At 47.0% G+C, this 16,764-nt stretch carries 10 protein-coding genes; 9 read left to right on the top strand and 1 reads right to left on the bottom strand.

Annotation, left to right across the window (positions count from 1 at the left end; genetic code table 11):
* The first annotated feature begins 86 nt into the window (after positions 1-86).
* The 4 genes from UM402_RS08385 (at position 87) to tilS (ending at position 7,247) form a co-directional block, all read left to right on the top strand.
* A complete protein-coding gene (locus tag UM402_RS08385) occupies positions 87-1,382 on the top strand; it encodes an NAD(P)/FAD-dependent oxidoreductase (protein WP_058578838.1) in 1,296 nt (431 codons plus the stop codon).
* Between the two features lie 76 nt (positions 1,383-1,458).
* Positions 1,459-4,935, top strand: a complete 3,477-nt coding sequence (dnaE, locus tag UM402_RS08380; protein ID WP_058578839.1) for a DNA polymerase III subunit alpha — start codon at positions 1,459-1,461, stop codon at positions 4,933-4,935.
* Positions 4,936-4,950: 15 nt separating this feature from the next.
* A complete protein-coding gene (accA, locus tag UM402_RS08375; RefSeq protein WP_058578840.1) occupies positions 4,951-5,907 on the top strand; it encodes an acetyl-CoA carboxylase carboxyl transferase subunit alpha in 957 nt (318 codons plus the stop codon).
* A 5-nt stretch (positions 5,908-5,912) separates the two neighbouring features.
* Complete coding sequence (gene tilS / locus UM402_RS08370) at positions 5,913-7,247, top strand: tRNA lysidine(34) synthetase TilS (RefSeq protein WP_322295282.1); 1,335 nt, start codon at positions 5,913-5,915, stop codon at positions 7,245-7,247.
* On the opposite strand, the gene UM402_RS08365 is transcribed toward tilS, so the two are convergent.
* Positions 7,244-8,143 (bottom strand): GGDEF domain-containing protein, encoded by a 900-nt coding sequence (locus UM402_RS08365; RefSeq protein WP_058578842.1) that lies wholly within the window; start codon positions 8,141-8,143, stop codon positions 7,244-7,246. The two genes, tilS and UM402_RS08365, sit on opposite strands and share 4 nt — an antisense overlap.
* 158 nt (positions 8,144-8,301) lie before the next feature.
* Here UM402_RS08365 and UM402_RS08360 point away from each other — a divergent pair, with 158 nt between their 5' ends.
* The 5 genes from UM402_RS08360 to astE all read left to right on the top strand — a co-directional run bounded on the left by UM402_RS08360 (position 8,302) and on the right by astE (position 16,690).
* Positions 8,302-10,269: a monovalent cation:proton antiporter family protein gene (locus UM402_RS08360; RefSeq protein WP_058578843.1), complete on the top strand. Its 1,968-nt coding sequence runs from the start codon at positions 8,302-8,304 to the stop codon at positions 10,267-10,269.
* Between the two features lie 140 nt (positions 10,270-10,409).
* Positions 10,410-11,630 (top strand): efflux RND transporter periplasmic adaptor subunit, encoded by a 1,221-nt coding sequence (locus tag UM402_RS08355; protein WP_058578844.1) that lies wholly within the window; start codon positions 10,410-10,412, stop codon positions 11,628-11,630.
* Between the two features lie 5 nt (positions 11,631-11,635).
* Positions 11,636-14,812, top strand: a complete 3,177-nt coding sequence (locus tag UM402_RS08350; RefSeq protein ID WP_058578845.1) for an efflux RND transporter permease subunit — start codon at positions 11,636-11,638, stop codon at positions 14,810-14,812.
* A 123-nt stretch (positions 14,813-14,935) separates the two neighbouring features.
* On the top strand, positions 14,936-15,649 hold the full coding sequence (locus UM402_RS08345) for a DUF599 domain-containing protein (RefSeq protein WP_058578846.1): 714 nt from the start codon (positions 14,936-14,938) through the stop codon (positions 15,647-15,649).
* A 9-nt stretch (positions 15,650-15,658) separates the two neighbouring features.
* The gene (gene astE, locus UM402_RS08340; RefSeq protein WP_053952458.1) at positions 15,659-16,690 is read left to right on the top strand and encodes a succinylglutamate desuccinylase; all 1,032 of its coding nucleotides are present in this window, start codon (positions 15,659-15,661) and stop codon (positions 16,688-16,690) included.
* Positions 16,691-16,764 lie beyond the last annotated feature (74 nt).

Below are 16,764 nucleotides of genomic sequence, written 5' to 3'. Positions count from 1 at the left end.
ATAATTACGATTGAATAGTCGCTATAAAAAGCCACTGGCGTTATCATCGTCAGTGGCTTTTTTGTATCTACAAGGCGAGGCAAGCAATGAAAGAGCGTATCGTGATAGTTGGAGGTGGTGCAGGGGGACTTGAGTTAGCAACGCAGTTAGGTCGCAAATTGGGTCGTAAAGGCAAGGCTCAAATTACTCTGATAGACCGCAACACAACGCATCTTTGGAAGCCACTACTTCATGAAGTGGCTTCAGGGGCTTTGGACTCCCGACTTGCCGAAGTTGATTACCGGGGGCAAAGTGCCCGCGAAGGGTTTCAGTTTTTAATTGGTACTCTGGAGTATGTGGATAAAGAAGCGAAGACTGTCACGCTTGCTGCAATTAATAATAACGAGGGCGAAGAAGTTTTAAGTTCACGAAGCGTGCCTTACGACCGTTTAATTTTAGCCCTTGGCAGTGTCACTGCAGACTTTGGTACCGCCGGTGTGCAAGACAACTGTTACTTTCTGGACTCACTAAAGCAAGCCGATGCTTTTCATGGTGAGTTATTAAATGAGTTTTTAAAAGTTAACCAAGCATTAGAAGACGGGAAAGACGCTGATTTGTCGCTGGCTATTGTTGGCGGCGGCGCAACAGGCGTTGAATTGGCCGCCGAGCTTATTCATTCGGTCTCACTCCTGTCTATTTATGGTCTTAAACATCTGGATAAAACCCATTTTAAAGTTCGTTTGATTGAAGCCGGTGAACGGCTATTACCCGCATTGCCAGAGCGGTTATCGAACTCGGTTCTGAAAAAGCTTCGTAAGCTGGGCGTGGAAGTCATTTTGAGTAACCCGGTAAAAGAAGTAACGAAAAACGAGCTTTGCTTATCCGAAGGCGAACCTGTAAGAGCCGATATGATGGTTTGGGCAGCGGGTGTCAGAGCACCTGATATTACTCAATCGTGGAACCTAAACACCAGAAAGAATAATCAAATTGAGGTAAACGAGTACCTTCAGTCGATTTCTGATAGCGCAATATACGCAATTGGCGACTGTGCGGCTTGCCGAATTGATAACGAACGCTGGGTACCGCCACGCGCTCAATCAGCCCACCAAATGGCAGAGTGCTTATACAAAAATATCTTACGAGAGTACGGTGGGCGTGAGCCTAAGCCGTTTCGCTATAAAGACCGGGGCTCGTTAGTTTCACTGAGTCGTTTTTCTGCCGTTGGTAATTTAATGCAAAGTAAAAGTGTGTCGATGTCGATTGAAGGCACGCTGGCACGTTGGGCTTACGCGAGCTTGTACCGCATGCATCAGCGGGCATTGCACGGTTGGTGGAAAATGTTTTTGATATTGCTGGTGGACAAGTTAAATCATGCGGTGAAACCACGCTTGAAGTTGCATTGACGATATACTTCAGTAGTCGCATCAGGCACAATATGGCGTCTGATATTAGAATAAAAACGTAAACTGAAACGGCGAAATGACAGCACCAAATTTTATCCATTTACGCATTCATAGCGACTTCTCCATGGTTGACGGCTTAGCAAAAGTTGGCCCTATCTGTGAAGCGGTAGCTGACGCAGGTATGCCGGCATTGGCCATGACCGACCAAATGAACTTTTGTGGCTTGGTTCGCTACTACGGTACGGCTCATAAGCTGGGGTTAAAACCTATTATAGGTTGTGACCTGTGGGTGCAACACAGCTACCCGGATGGGGAAATTTTTCGTCTGACGGCGCTGGCAATGGATAACGAAGGGTATCAACAAATTACGCAGTTGATGTCTAAAGCGTACCTGAGAGGGCACATTGCAGACAAACCGGTTATCGATAAAGACTGGCTAAAAGAGCATAACCAGGGCGTTATTCTGCTCTCCGGCGCTCGGGAAGGCGACATTGGTCATGCTTTACTTAAAAATAACGACAAAGAGCTCGACGCCGCACTGGACTTCTATCAGGAATATTTTCCCGACCGTTTTTACCTTGAGCTGATTAGAACAGGCCGACCAAAAGAGGAAGACTACCTCCATAAAGCGGTGAAGCTGGCGGGCGAGACTCAGTTACCGGTGGTGGCAACAAACGAAGTGGTCTTTTTAAAAGAAGAAAACTTTGACGCGCACGAAATTCGAGTCGCTATTCATGACGGGTATCAGTTAGAAGACCGCCGTCGTCCGAAAAAGTATTCGCCGCAACAATATTTAAGAACGCCGGAAGAAATGGCAGAGCTATTCTCTGACATTCCCGAGGCACTTGAGAACACTGTTGAAATTGCAAAGCGTTGTAATGTGACGGTTCGCCTGGGTGAATACTTCCTGCCGAAATTCCCGACAGGCGATATGACTACTGAAGACTATCTGGTTAAGGTGTCTGAAGAAGGGCTTGAAGACCGACTTGAGTTTTTATTTCCCGACCCGGAAGAGCGGGCCGCTAAACGACCTGAATATGACGAGCGTCTGAAAGAAGAGCTTAACGTCATTAATGGTATGGGCTTTCCAGGTTACTTCCTTATCGTTATGGAATTTATTCAGTGGAGTAAAGACCACGGCATACCCGTTGGTCCCGGACGGGGCTCTGGTGCTGGCTCATTAGTTGCTTATGCATTGAAAATTACCGACCTGGACCCGCTGGAATTTGACCTGCTTTTCGAACGATTCCTAAACCCTGAACGGGTTTCCATGCCTGACTTTGACGTCGATTTTTGTATGGATCGCCGCGATGAGGTTATTGACCACGTTGCCGATTTGTACGGCCGCGAAGCGGTTTCGCAAATTATTACCTTCGGTACTATGGCCGCAAAGGCAGCAATTCGAGACGTAGGGCGTGTTCTGGGGCATCCGTACGGCTTTGTCGATCGCATATCAAAGTTAGTGCCCGGCGATCCGGGAATGACACTGGAAAAAGCGTTTGAGATAGAGCCTCAGCTTGGTGAAGCGTACGACCAGGACGGTGAGGTTAAAGCCATTATTGATATGGCGCGGATTTTAGAGGGTGTTACCCGTAATGCCGGTAAACACGCCGGTGGTGTGGTTATTTCGCCAACGACTATCACTGACTTTTCGCCGCTGTATTGCGACGATGAAGGTAAAAACCCGGTCACTCAGTTTGATAAAAACGATGTCGAGTCGGCTGGTTTGGTTAAGTTTGACTTCCTAGGCTTAAGAACACTGACCATTATTCAGTGGGCTGTCGATATGGTGAACGTTCGCAAAGAAAAAGCGGGTGAAGAGCTTATCGATATAACGGCCATTGATTTGACCGACCCGGCGTGTTTCAAACTACTGAAAAAAGCCGAAACAACAGCCGTCTTCCAGCTGGAATCCCGCGGTATGAAAGAGCTGATTAAGAAGCTGCTGCCGGATTCTTTTGAAGATATTATCGCATTGGTTGCTTTGTTCCGACCGGGCCCTTTGCAGTCGGGCATGGTCGATAACTTCATTGACCGTAAGCATGGTCGGGAAGAAATCTCTTATCCTGATGTTAAGTATCAGCACGACAGCCTTCAGCCAATTCTTGAGCCGACGTACGGTGTCATTTTGTACCAAGAACAGGTCATGCAAATTGCTCAGGTTTTAGCTGGTTATACACTCGGCGGCGCTGACCTTTTACGTCGAGCTATGGGTAAGAAAAAGCCCGAAGAAATGGCGAAACAGCGAGAGATATTCCGAGAGGGCGCGGCCAAGAACAATATTGATCCAGAGTTGGCCATGAAGATCTTCGACTTGGTAGAGAAGTTCGCAGGCTACGGGTTTAACAAATCGCACTCTGCTGCTTATGCGTTAGTCTCTTACCAAACGCTGTGGATGAAAACGCACTATCCGGCTGAGTTTATGGCTGCGGTTATGTCAGCGGATATGGACAATACCGACAAAATTGTCACGCTGGCTGACGAATGTGAGCGAATGGGGCTTGAGTTACTGCCGCCAGACGTGAACAAGGGCGAATACAAGTTCACGGTCGACGAACAGCAGCGAGTGGTTTACGGCATTGGTGCTATTAAAGGTGTTGGGGAAGCTCCCATTGAGTCAATCATTCAGGCCAGAAATGAAGGTGGTCCGTTCAAAGACTTATTCGATTTCTGTTGTCGGGTGAACTTGAAGAAAATGAATAAACGGGTGCTGGAGCGCTTAATTCGGGCAGGGGCCATGGACAATTTAGGTCCTCACCGAGCGGCGCTTATGGCGACGCTGGAAAAAGCCATTCGCCAGGCAGAGCAGCATTTGCAGGCAGAGCAAATTGGTCAGTCAGATATGTTTGGTGTGCTGACTACCGAGCCTGAAGCGGTCGAGCAGGAGTTTGTGCAGGTACGCCAATGGCCAGAAGCAGTGTGGCTGGAAGGCGAACGGGAAACCCTTGGGCTTTACCTGACAGGCCACCCAATTAATCGCTTTAGAAGTGAGTTGAAACACTATGTGTCAAATACTCTGTCCAATGTCGGCCCGACACCGAAAGAGCAAAGCGTTGCTATTGCCGGACTCGTTATAGATATTCGCGTGCTGACAAATAAACGAGGTCAGCGTTTTGCTATAGTGACCTTAGATGACAAAACGGCGCGCATGGATGTACGATTATTCAGCAATGAATACGAAAGTTATCAAGAATTGCTCGAAAAAGACCGAATTTTGTGGGTAAAAGGTGAGGTCAGATTTGATAACTTTAGTAATAGCAATACAATGACCGCTAGAGAAGTGATGGGTATCGAGCAAGCGCGTGAGAGTTATTTGCGTAGTTTGTCGATAACGCTGACGGAAGATGCACTTGAAAATGGTGTGGCAGGCAAGCTGGAAACAGTGCTAGAGCCTTACGCAAAAGGAACCTGTCCAATAAAGCTTCGTTATAACTCGTCTTACGCGAGAGCGGAATTGTCAGTGGAAGCGAATTGGTATGTCACGCCATCGGATGAATTAATAGACGAATTACAAAACTTGCTGGGAAATCAGCAGGTTTCACTCGAATTTTAAAGGAAATGACAGCGAATGAGCCTTAATTTTCTGGATTTTGAACAGCCAATAGCAGAGCTCGAAGCGCAGATTGAAGAGTTAAAGTCAGTCGGCAAGCGCGGCGAGCTTGATATTAATATTGAAGAAGAAGTTCAGCGTTTAACCAAGAAGAGTCAGGAACTCACCGAGAAAATCTTTTCTGATTTAGGTGCCTGGCAGGTTGCGCAACTTGCTCGCCACCCCCTGCGTCCGTACACACTGGACTACATTCGGATGATTTTTACCGAGTTTGATGAGCTTGCGGGCGACCGAACTTTTGCAAATGATGAAGCTATTGTCGGTGGCATGGCTCGTCTTGATGGCAAACCTGTTATGGTCATTGGCCAGCAAAAAGGTCGTGAAACAAAAGAGAAAATTCGTCGTAACTTCGGTATGCCAAAGCCTGAAGGCTATCGAAAAGCGCTGCGTTTAATGGAAACCGCTGAACGTTTCAATTTACCGATTATTACTTTTATTGATACGCCAGGAGCCTACCCAGGTATTGGCGCGGAAGAACGCGGCCAGAGCGAGGCTATTGCCCGTAACTTAAAAGTTATGTCGCGACTAAATGTACCTATTATTTGCACTGTTATTGGTGAAGGTGGATCGGGTGGCGCTTTAGCTATTGGTGTTGGCGACAAAGTAAATATGTTGCAATACAGCACTTACTCAGTTATTTCACCGGAAGGTTGCGCATCCATTTTGTGGAAAAGTGCCAGTAAAGCACCTTTGGCGGCAGAAGCTATGGGCGTTACGGCGCAGCGCAGTAAAGAGCTCGGACTTATCGATGCCGTTATACCTGAACCGTTAGGTGGAGCGCACCGTCATGCTGAAGAAATGGCGATTCGCTTGAAGAAACAGCTTCTGTCAGACGTTAAGTCTCTGGAAGGGCTAAGTAAGTCTGAACGCTTAGATCAGCGTTACAAAAAGCTGATGTCGTTTGGGTACTGCTAAGTATAATGATGAATGATGCGCTTTATGAGCGTTTCTTAGCAGCTATTAATAAACTCTCTCTGCAGCCAGGGCAGCAACTTGTTGCTGCTTTAGGTGGCGGGGCTGACTCACAGACTATCCTCGACTTATTGATGCGCTTTCGGCGCGACAACCCACAGTACCGATATTTAGCAATTCATCTGGACCATAGCTTTCATCCCGACTCAGGCCAGTGGTCTGACACTATTCATGAAGCGGTAAAAGCTTATGGAATTGATACCATTTTCGAGCCCCTTGAAGTGCCGATGAAAACTCGCGTGAGCAAGGAAGCTATTGGTCGCGAACTTCGCTATAAAAGACTGGCTGAACTGACAGAGCCAAACGCCGTGCTGCTGGTAGGTCAGCATAAGAATGATCAAATAGAAACATTCTTGTTGCAGTTAAAGCGAGGCAGTGGTCCTAAAGGCTTGGCGTCTATGGCCCAGGTTCAGCCCTGGGAGGGCGAGCGCACACTCTGTCGACCGTTACTGACAACCAGTAAGGACGAAATTTTAGAGTACGCAGCGCACCACCAGCTTACCTGGATAGAAGACGACACCAACTACGATACGACAATAGAGCGTAACTTCTTACGACATGAGGTTATTCCAACGCTTGAAAACCGCTGGCCACACTTTGGTATGAGTGTTCTACGCTCTGCCAGACTTTGTGCGGAACAACAGGATGTCATGGAAGAGCTACTTCTGGAAAAGCTTCATGCAGCACAGCAGCAAAGTTCAGATAGTTTCCCGTTGTCGTTACTTGAAAATACATCGGCGGCAATGCAACGAGCACTATTACGTACCTGGCTGCAGCAATTAGGCAAAAGTTTGCCAAGTTACGAGCAACTTGAACAAATTCGCCGGCAAAGCTTGAATGTTCGGTTAGATACGCAGCTGGCAATTAATTGCCAGGGCTATTCGGTTCGTTATTTTAAAAGTGCGCTCTGGGTTGATGATGGTGTTCCTGAGCTGTTCTCTGACGTGGCGATCTCGGAGCCAATAACGCACTTCGGCCAGTGGGGTATACTGCAGATTGCGGAAGATGTAATAACAGAATCAGAGATTCTTACAGTGAGCTTAACTCACCCAAAAGGTAAATTCGGCCAACCCGGCAGAGAAGGACGAAAAAAACTGACAGACTGGTTTAAAGAATGCGGCTTAGCGCCTTGGTTAAGACAACGCGTACCTGTTTTGCAGGTCAACGAGCATGACGTTTGGACCCCTGTTACCGGCTGGTTAACTCCAGCGCCCGAAAGTCATAATGTACCCACAGTAAGTCCAAGCTGGCAAACCACTTTAGAATGGCTTAGCAACTCTTAGTTAGCTATAGAGCGCAGCGATTTAGCCTCGTATAAGCGTTTATCGACTTCATCAAGGACATCATCGGCTGTGTGAAAGCTTTCCATCTGCAAAGAGCCTGAACTAAAAGCAACATTCAAAGACATTAACTTTGAGTCGTGACTAATCGCTTTTTCCAAACGTTCAATAATATCAGTTACCTGGCTTTTGGGTGTGTCTTCCAATACCAACACAAACTCATCACCACCGTAACGGAACACACGGTCAGTGTCTCGAAGCTGATGTTTTATGAGCTGCGCAAATTGTTGTAAGACTTCGTCGCCAAGTTGGTGACCGAAGTTATCATTAACCTGCTTAAAGTTGTCCATATCGATAAGTACGATACTGATATCTTTTTGAGGGTCACGCTTAAGCTTGGCGGTTATGTGTGCCAAAGTTTCATCGAGCAGAGAACGGTTACCAACACCAGTTAGATGATCTTTTACTGCGGCTTGCCGCACTTTTGAATAGGTCATCGCATTACGCAGAGGAAAGGTTAGCTGCTTATGCATTTGTTCCAGGCGAAGCTTAACCGCGTAAGATGCAGGTTGTTTGAACTGATAAAGCATTTGACCCAGGTATTGGTCATCGGCATAAAGCATGACAGCATATTCAAAATGGCTTTCGTCATATTGGCCGTGTAGGTTAATGACTTGGTCATCGGAGACAAACTGCATGGCTTTTACAGGCAGGCGCTCTAATACGGCATGACTGTATATTGACAGTAAAGACGTAATATCCAGCGTTGTTTGTAATTTTTCTGTCAATGATGACGAGTTCGCTTTGATGTCCTCACTCGAGGTGAGTTGGCTGACCAACGCCTGAGTTTTGTTGATAGCAGAGTTTAAGCGATCTCTAATTACAGCTTTACCTAACATGTGCTTTTCGACTCCAATGAATTTTGTCTGTTTTGAAGTAAGCAAAATTCAAGCCAAAAAATTAAAAGTTATTTAAAACAATGATTTATAAAATCAATTTTTCTGAAACAAAAGAGTGTTAATATTTTGACAGCCATATTTAGAAAACGAGGGACCGAATGAACGGAACATTTTCCAGTCTACTGATGCTGCTTGCTATAGCGGTCGTGCTTGTATGGTTATTTCGGCGCATAAAGCTACCAGCCATACTGGCTTACCTTGTCGCCGGTATTATTGCCGGACCGGAGGTTATGGAGTGGATTAAAGATCCTGATGATTACCACTTGGTTGCTGAGCTGGGTATTGTTTTCCTGCTGTTCTCACTTGGCCTGGAGTTTTCGTTACCTAAAATGGTGGCAATGCGGCGTTGGGTATTTGGTCTAGGCGCTGCGCAAGTTATTGGTTCGTTGCTTGTCTTCATGCTCATCGGTTTTTTGTGGCTGGGTGAGTGGGCGGCTTCGCTGGCTATTGCCGGAGCTTTGGCGTTGTCGTCAACTGCCGTGGTTATTAAGCAGTTGAAAGAAAGCGCGCAAACGGCCACCCGTCGAGGCCAAATGACAGTAGCCATTCTACTATTCCAGGATATTGCTGTTGTCCCCTTACTGATTATTATTCCGTTGTTAGCTTCAGATTCCGGCAGTATTGGATACACCTTACTAATTGCGTTGGCTAAAGGCACCGCGGTTATTGCTGTACTGATGGCTGTTGGTAAGTGGGTATTACCTTATCTGTTTAAAGAAATCGCCAAGCAAAGAACCGACGAGCTTTTTGTGTTGGCAACGCTGCTGGTTGCGCTGGTTGCCGGTGGTATGACGCATTTATTCGGTCTGTCTATGGCGCTTGGAGCGTTTTTAGCCGGAATGATGCTGGGTGAAAGCCAATATAAGCACCAGCTGGAAGCTGATATTCGTCCGTTTCGTGACATTTTAATGGGGCTGTTTTTCACCACCATAGGTATGCAGCTGCAATTAACGGGGTTTGTAAACAATCTGCACTGGATTTTACTCGCAGTGTTGGTCATGTCGATTGTTAAAATAGCCATTATCAGCTCTGTAGCAAGGCTTATGGGCGAGCGCGACACTGACGCTTGGGGCAGTGCAATATCGCTCTTCCAAATGGGGGAGTTCGGCTTTGTTATTGTAGCTTTGGCAAATAATCATAATTTGCTGTCTCCGGAAATTGTCACCAGCATGATAGGTATTGGTGTTTTCAGTATGGCGATAACACCTATCATTATTCACCGACTGAAACCTTTGGTCGACGCTATTATTCGCACGCCCGACCCCATTGAGCAAATTGAAAGCCAGCGCACCCCGCAAGGCGATGGCCTTGAAAACCAAGTGTTAATTTGTGGCTTTGGGCGCACCGGGCAGACGATTAGTCGCTTCCTGGACGCTGAGGGGATTACGCACATTGCGGTTGATAACGACCCTTTACGTGTTCAGGAAGCGGTGGCCGGCGGTGCGCGTGTTTATTTTGGTGACAGCGCCCGAAAAGATATATTACGTGCGGTTGGTGCTGAAAAAGTTGATTTGGTTATTATCAGCTTTGCGGACGATGCGCGTGCGGTGGAAGTTTTAAAAGAGCTGCGGCTATTAAACCCGAATGCCTATGTCATTGTGCGCAGTAGAGACGACCAAAACTTAAATGCTTTGCAAAACGCCGGCGCTTCTCAGGTGGTACCCGACACACTTGAAGCGAGTTTGATGTTGATATCTCATGTATTAAGCCACAGCGGCATTCCTATTCGCCGTATTTTGGCAAGACTGGATAAAGAACGTCGTAACCACTATGGTGAAATGCATGGCTTTTTCCAAGGCTCAGAAACCGATATGGGCCCTGAAATGGTCGATAAACTGGAGTTTTTGCGTGCTGTGACTTTACCGGAAGGCGCGTGGGCGAACGGCAAAACCGTAGCGTCTCTCGACTGGGAGCAACACAACGTTCAGCTTAAAGCGATACGCCGAGAAGACGAAGAATATCCAAACCCTGATGATGCCACCGAATTTGAACCGCAAGATGTGGTCCTGTTAGTTGGCAAGCCGCGCTATGTAGAGGCGGCGGAACGTTGGTTACTGGAAGGATAACCGGGTTTTGTAATAGTCCGTTACAACTTATTAGGGAAAAATCACAGTTCGCAACAGTTAAGGTCTAACAATTTACATTTGTTAGGCGGATAATAACGCTATAAGAAATTTTAAAATTAACTAAAGCTGAGCGAACTGTGATGAAACTGAAAAAACGCGCTTTTATACCACCTCTCATTATTCTTGTGGCTATTCTGCTAGCTGTGTTAGCGAGTATGACTGCTAAGCCCCCTGAAAAGAAACAGCAACAAAAGCCCGCCGTAATGGTTGAGGTTAAGGAAATGGTAGCCCGCGACATGACCTTCCTGGTCGACTCGCAAGGCTCCGCCACCCCTAAATACTCAACGACATTGCTGGCGGAAGTCAGTGGGCAAATTGTTGATGTTGCAGATAAATATAATGCCGGTGGCTTTTTCAAAAAAGGTGAGACATTACTGCAAATTGACTCATCCGATTACAAGGTTGCCGTTCAACAAGCTCGCGCTCAGTTGCTGCAAGCACAAGCTGCGTTGGAAGAAGAAAAAGCCCGGGCTCGGGTGGCGGAAGAAGAATGGTCTCAGTTTACCGAAGGAGAAGCGCCTGCTCTGGGCTTACGTAAACCTCAGTTGGCCAGCGCATTAGCTGCGCTAGAGTCAGCGGAGGCTAATCTGGCTATGGCAGAACGCAACCTAGAGCGCACGACCATTAAAGCCCCTTACGACAGTGTGCTGCGCAGCAAACAGGCTGATTTAGGTCAGTTTGTCGGAGCAGGGACGCAGATTGCTACGTTGTTTGGCACAGAAGTGGCTGAAATTCGTTTGCCACTCAGTGACCTGGACGTTACTTACCTTAACCTTCCGGAAGAGTCGCAGACAGAGCCTAAAGTGTTACTAGAGTCACAGGTATCTGGTGTTGATACTCAGTGGCTAGGAAAGCTGGTTAGAACGGAAGGTGTGCTGGATGAAGCAAGCCGGGTTATTTATGGCGTAGTCCAGGTTGAAGACCCTTATAACCTTAATGGTCAAACACACGAAGAGCCTTTACGCTTCGGTCGCTTTGTGCAGGCGCAAGTGGAAGGGCAACAAGTGACCGGGGTTATGGAAGTTCCGACTTACGCGATTAACCCTGATGGAACGGTTTGGACCGTTGCCGATGAGCGCAAACTCCGGAAGAAAGAAATTGAAGTCATTCGTACGCAAGCCAACACCAGCATTGTCAGTGAAGGCCTTAAAGAGGGTGACTTAGTTGTTCTTACACAGCTGAAAAACGCGCTGAATGGCATGAAAGTTCGTTTGGAAGGCGACCCGCTGCCAGAGCAAATGGAAACCTCCGCTAAAAATGAAGATACAGTTGCCGCAAACGACAACGAGCAAGGTGAGTAAGCGTCATGGAAAACGAAAAGCAAAAAGGTATTATCGCTTGGTTCGCGAATAATCCGGTCGCTGCGAACCTGTTAATGATAGTCATTTTGGTTGCGGGCACGCTGTCGGTCTTTACTGTTCGCAAACAGATGTTCCCTGAAATTGAACTTAATATTATCAGTATTCAAGTGCCTTTCCCTGGTGCTGCGCCACAGGAAGTTGAGCAGGGCGTTATCATGCTCATTGAGGACGCCATTGAAGATGTTGATGGTATTGAGGAAATGACCTCACAATCTCGTGAGGGAATTGGTAGTGTCACGCTGGAGGTTGAGCCTGACTATGACGTTCAGGTGGTCATGGACGAGGTTAAAATGCTTGTCGATGCCATACCCAACTTTCCGCAACAAATCGAAAAACCGAATATTTATCGAGTACGACCAAATCGCGACGTTATTTGGATGACGGTATTTGGTGACGCCAACGAACGAACCCGCAAAGAGCTGGCGAAAAGCATTCGGGATGAGCTCAAAAGCGTTGGCGGCATAACCAAAGTGTCAGTGGTTGGTGCACGCGACTACGAAATTGCTGTTGAAATTTCGCAGGAAGATCTCGAACGTTACGGTTTAACCTTCCAGCAAATAGTGAATGCGGTTCGGGGCACCTCGATAGATGTTGCCGGCGGCTCTATAAAAACCCCCAACGGTGACATTCTTTTGCGTGCCAATAACCAAGCGTACTATGGCAGTGAATTTGAGAAAATTGTCCTCATTAGTCGCCCCGACGGTACCCGTTTAACCCTTGGGGACATTGCAACGGTGGAAGACGGCTTCGTCGAAACTGAGGCATTCACGCGCTTTGATGGTAAGCCAGCCACATTTATTCGTGTCAATTCGGTCGGTGACCAAAACGACCTGAAAATAGCTGAGTACGTGAATAACTATGTCGATCGCAAACAACAGGAGCTACCGGATGAAATTCAGTTAGCAGCCTGGGGGGACTCTTCTTATTACTTGCAGGGCCGACTGGACCTCATGTTAAACAACATGTGGATTGGTGGCTTGTTGGTATTCTTAATGCTGTCTCTCTTCCTTCAGTTGCGCTTGGCATTCTGGGTCATGATTGGTATTCCGGTATGCTTTCTGGGAACCATCGCGTTACTGCCACTACCGATGGTTGATGTGTCTATCAACATGATTTCCTTATTCGGCTTTATATTGGTCCTCGGGATAGTGGTCGATGACGCTATTGTCATAGGGGAAAGTGCCTATACCGAAATAGAAGAGAAGGGAAAGAGTGTCGACAACGTTGTTGCTGGCGCCAAGCGTGTCGCGATTCCTGCGACCTTCGGGGTACTGACGACAATGGTGGCCTTTATTCCGATGCTGATGGTCGAAGGCGGAATGGGGGCTATTTGGGAGTCGATAGCCTACGTCGTTATTATTGCGCTGGCTTTCTCTTTAATTGAGTCAAAGTGGATTTTGCCGGCTCACATTGCGCAAATGAAATATTCAAAAGACGGTAGTGAGAAACCGAATGGCTTCCAGCGTTTTCGTAATAAGTTTGCCGAGGCAATTCAGCGTTTCGTCTATAAGTATTACCGCCCGTTTTTGAAAAAGTGTCTGCATTATCGTTATGCGACATTGGCAAGCTTCGTTGGCATGATGATTCTGATGATAGGCCTTATGAGCGGCGGTATTGTTCGCTGGGTCTTTTTCCCGGATATTCCAAGCGACTTTATTCAGGCCAATGTTGAAATGCAGCCGGGCACCTCGGAAGAGCGGACTATTGAAGTTCTGGAAAGTGTATCTAAAGGTCTGGCTCAGGTTGATGAGAAAACCGAAGCGGCTGAAGGTGACGGTGTGGTGCGTCATACCAACATTTGGATGAATGGCACTGAAGCCGGTACTGTTTTCGCAGAGCTTAAGAAAGGTGAAGACCGTAATATCGACGGCTATGAGATTGTTAATCAGTGGCGAGAGTCGGTGCCTGAGCTAGCTGGTGTTCGTACTATTAACTTTCAGGGCGGCATAGGCGGCGGTGGCGGCTTCGACATTGAGTTTCAGTTAGTGGGTGATGACCTTGATGAACTGAAAGCGGCTGCCGACGAGCTGAAAGCCGTGCTAGGCGAGTACGACGGTGTTTTTGACATTGAAGATACTTTTGGTGACGGTAAAGACGAAGTTCTGTTAACGACCAAGCCGTTAGCTGAAGCAATGGGCATTAACTTGGCGGAATTGGCGACTCAGGTACGCTATGCGTTTTACGGTGCTGAAGCTCAGCGTATACAACGTGGTGACGAAGAAGTGAAAGTCATGGTTCGTTATCCGGAAGAGCAGCGACAGTCTGTGGGTAACCTACAAGACATGAAGTTACGCATGGCTGACGGGTCTGAAATTCCGTTCACTGAATTGGCTGATATTGAGTTTGCAGAAGGCTATTCAACCATTACGCGTATTGACCGTGAGCGTTCGGTGAATGTGCGCGCTCGAGTTAACAAAGACCGGGTTGAGCCATTCCGTGTGGTTAATGAAGTGCGAGAGCAGAAGTTACCTGACATTCTTGACCAGTACTCCAGTGTGGGCTTTAAACTGCAAGGCGCTACACAGGACGAAGCGGAAGCGACAGACTCTTTAGCTTTAGGTGGCTTGTTGGCAATGCTGGCAGTGTATGCACTAATGGCGATTCCACTGAAGTCATACAGTCAGCCGCTTATTATCATGTCAGTTATTCCTTTCGGTATTATCGGTGCGGTTATTGGACACTGGATATTGGGTATGCCGGTCAGCATTTTAAGTCTGTTTGGTATTATCGCGCTGTCTGGTGTTGTGGTTAACGACAGTCTGGTTATGGTCGACTACGTCAATAAGGCGAAAGAAGCGGGTACCGACTTGCGACATGCGGTCTTAGATGCAGGTTGCCGTCGCTTCCGAGCCATTACCTTAACCTCGTTGACAACCTTCTTCGGGCTGCTACCCATTGTGCTTGAAAAGAGTATGCAGGCGAAGCTGGTTATTCCAATGGCAATATCATTAGCGTTCGGTATTATTTTTGCGACGATCATTACGCTGTTATTAATACCATGTCTGTATTTGATATTAGCGGACGCAAAACGCAATACGCAGTCGTTTTTATCCTGGTATGGACTGGCGAAGCCACCGGAGCCAAAAGACATGACGACAGAAGAAGCATTAAAAGACTATTAGCTTTAAGTCAGAAGAATACAAAGCCGGGGCAAAATGCGCCGGCTTTGTCGTATGTGCTGTCATAAACTGGTAAACTTGATGTTATAAATTTTAAGACACTATTTGAGGCTTCGGGTCATTTACATGCTGCTGTCATTCCTTGATATTTTTGCGTTGGCCTTGTTCTTCTTTTGCTGGGTAGGCTACTCTCTTTTTGCCCGAAAGCGCGCTAAGACCACCCACTGTCTATCGAGTATTTTATGTTCTTTGCGAATTGACTGGTTTAACACCGTGGTTCATAAAGAAAACCAGGTTGCTGATGCGTCACTTATCGGTAATGTTGAGCGCACGGTGACCTTCTTTGCATCGTCTACCATTCTTGTACTGGCGGGGGTTATAACGGTACTGGCACATGCCGAAGAAGTTGTGACAGTTTTAAATGAGATTCCGTTAAGCCCGGACACGAATGCGTTGCTGGTACAGTTTAAACTGGCAGTGCTGGCGCTCATATTTGTGTATGCGTTTTTCAAATTCACCTGGTCGATACGCCAATTTGGCTTTGTTTCTGTGTTACTCGGCGCATCGGTTGAGTTTCATCAGGAAAACAAGACAGAAGAAGAGCGCGACCGCTTTGCCCGCCACGCTGCAAAAGTGTTGGATCAGTCTGGACATGAATACAACAAAGGGCTGCGGACTTACTATTTTGCATTAGCGTACTTATCGTGGTTCTTGCATCCGGCAATGTTAGTCGTTTCAAGTCTCATTGTTGTTGCTGTTCTCTATCGTCGTGAGTATCGCTCTCGAGTATTGCGTGAGTTGCTGGCAACAAAAGGTTTCGTACCTGGTAAAAAATCATAGGAGTTTGGTTTGAATAAGGCATTTGAGGACTTTTTAGCTTGGACATGCGCCAATGAGTGGGGCAGTGAAGAGACTCAGAAAAAGACACTGAATAACGGTGTAACCCTGTCAATATGGGACAGCGGTGTATTGGAAGTCTCGCCGCCAAAACCTGGTAAAAAAGATATCGTCTTGTCTTGTGCTGTGCACGGTAATGAAACTGCTCCTATTGAAATATGCCGCGATATTATTAATGACATTATCACTGAAAAGCAGACAGTCATTCATAGAACCTTATTTTTGATAGCGAACCCGGCGTCTATCAATAAAGGCGAACGCTTCGTTGAAGAAAACATGAACCGGTTGTTCAGCGGTGCGCACAGTAATGGTAAAGCGCACAACAAAGAGCGTGAGCGTGCGGCGAAAATAGAACAGTATGTGAAACGCTTTTATGAAACGTCGCCAGAAGGCGAGCGAGAGCGACTGCACTATGATTTGCACACGGCTATACGTGACTCAAAGCGAGAGAAGTTCGCTGTCTACCCATTTACTCATGGCAAGCCTTATAACAAACACCAGCTTCAGTTTTTACTAGCCTGCGGCGTGGACACGGTGTTGCTGAATCAAGCACCGACAACCACGTTCTCATACTTCAGCGTGAATGAATTTAACGCGCACGCGTTTACTGTTGAGTTGGGTAAAGTACGCCCGTTTGGCGAGAATGACCGTTCGAAGTTCGCTGCTGCAGAGCAAACGCTACGCCGGTTAATTAGCGAAGACTCGCTCGACTTTGGCTCGTTCGAGCCTAATAAACACTTTATCTTTAAAGAAGCTCAGACAATTAATCGCATGAACGAAGATTTTGAGCTTAACTTTGCAGACGATGTGGCTAACTTTACGTCTTTTGACAAGGGCGACTTATTGGCGCGAGACGGCGATGAAAACCTTTACGCACAGCATGACGGCGAACATATTATTTTTCCGAACGCCAAGGTTGCTTTGGGACAAAGAGCCTTACTGACTGTCGTGAGAGTACCGACAGAATCACTCGAATTGGAGTAGACTAAACTGGTCTAAGTAGTCAGGCTTTATTGTTAATCCTGTTCGTTTCTATTTACACTTACTGCGTTAACTTT

This window comes from Idiomarina sp. OXR-189, from assembly GCF_034373425.1.
In the GTDB taxonomy this organism is placed as follows: domain Bacteria; phylum Pseudomonadota; class Gammaproteobacteria; order Enterobacterales; family Alteromonadaceae; genus Idiomarina; species Idiomarina zobellii.
This window is presented reverse-complemented; position numbering and strand designations above follow the sequence as displayed.

What these genes read in the sequence shown, in the direction of transcription:
- UM402_RS08385 (WP_058578838.1), top strand. Translation starts at nt 87, where the DNA reads ATGAAAGAGCGTATCGTGATAGTTGGAGGTGGTGCAGGGGGACTTGAG.
- dnaE (WP_058578839.1), top strand. Translation starts at nt 1,459, where the DNA reads ATGACAGCACCAAATTTTATCCATTTACGCATTCATAGCGACTTCTCC.
- accA (WP_058578840.1), top strand. Translation starts at nt 4,951, where the DNA reads ATGAGCCTTAATTTTCTGGATTTTGAACAGCCAATAGCAGAGCTCGAA.
- tilS (WP_322295282.1), top strand. Translation starts at nt 5,913, where the DNA reads ATGATGAATGATGCGCTTTATGAGCGTTTCTTAGCAGCTATTAATAAA.
- UM402_RS08365 (WP_058578842.1), bottom strand. Translation starts at nt 8,143, where the DNA reads ATGTTAGGTAAAGCTGTAATTAGAGATCGCTTAAACTCTGCTATCAAC.
- UM402_RS08360 (WP_058578843.1), top strand. Translation starts at nt 8,302, where the DNA reads ATGAACGGAACATTTTCCAGTCTACTGATGCTGCTTGCTATAGCGGTC.
- UM402_RS08355 (WP_058578844.1), top strand. Translation starts at nt 10,410, where the DNA reads ATGAAACTGAAAAAACGCGCTTTTATACCACCTCTCATTATTCTTGTG.
- UM402_RS08350 (WP_058578845.1), top strand. Translation starts at nt 11,636, where the DNA reads ATGGAAAACGAAAAGCAAAAAGGTATTATCGCTTGGTTCGCGAATAAT.
- UM402_RS08345 (WP_058578846.1), top strand. Translation starts at nt 14,936, where the DNA reads ATGCTGCTGTCATTCCTTGATATTTTTGCGTTGGCCTTGTTCTTCTTT.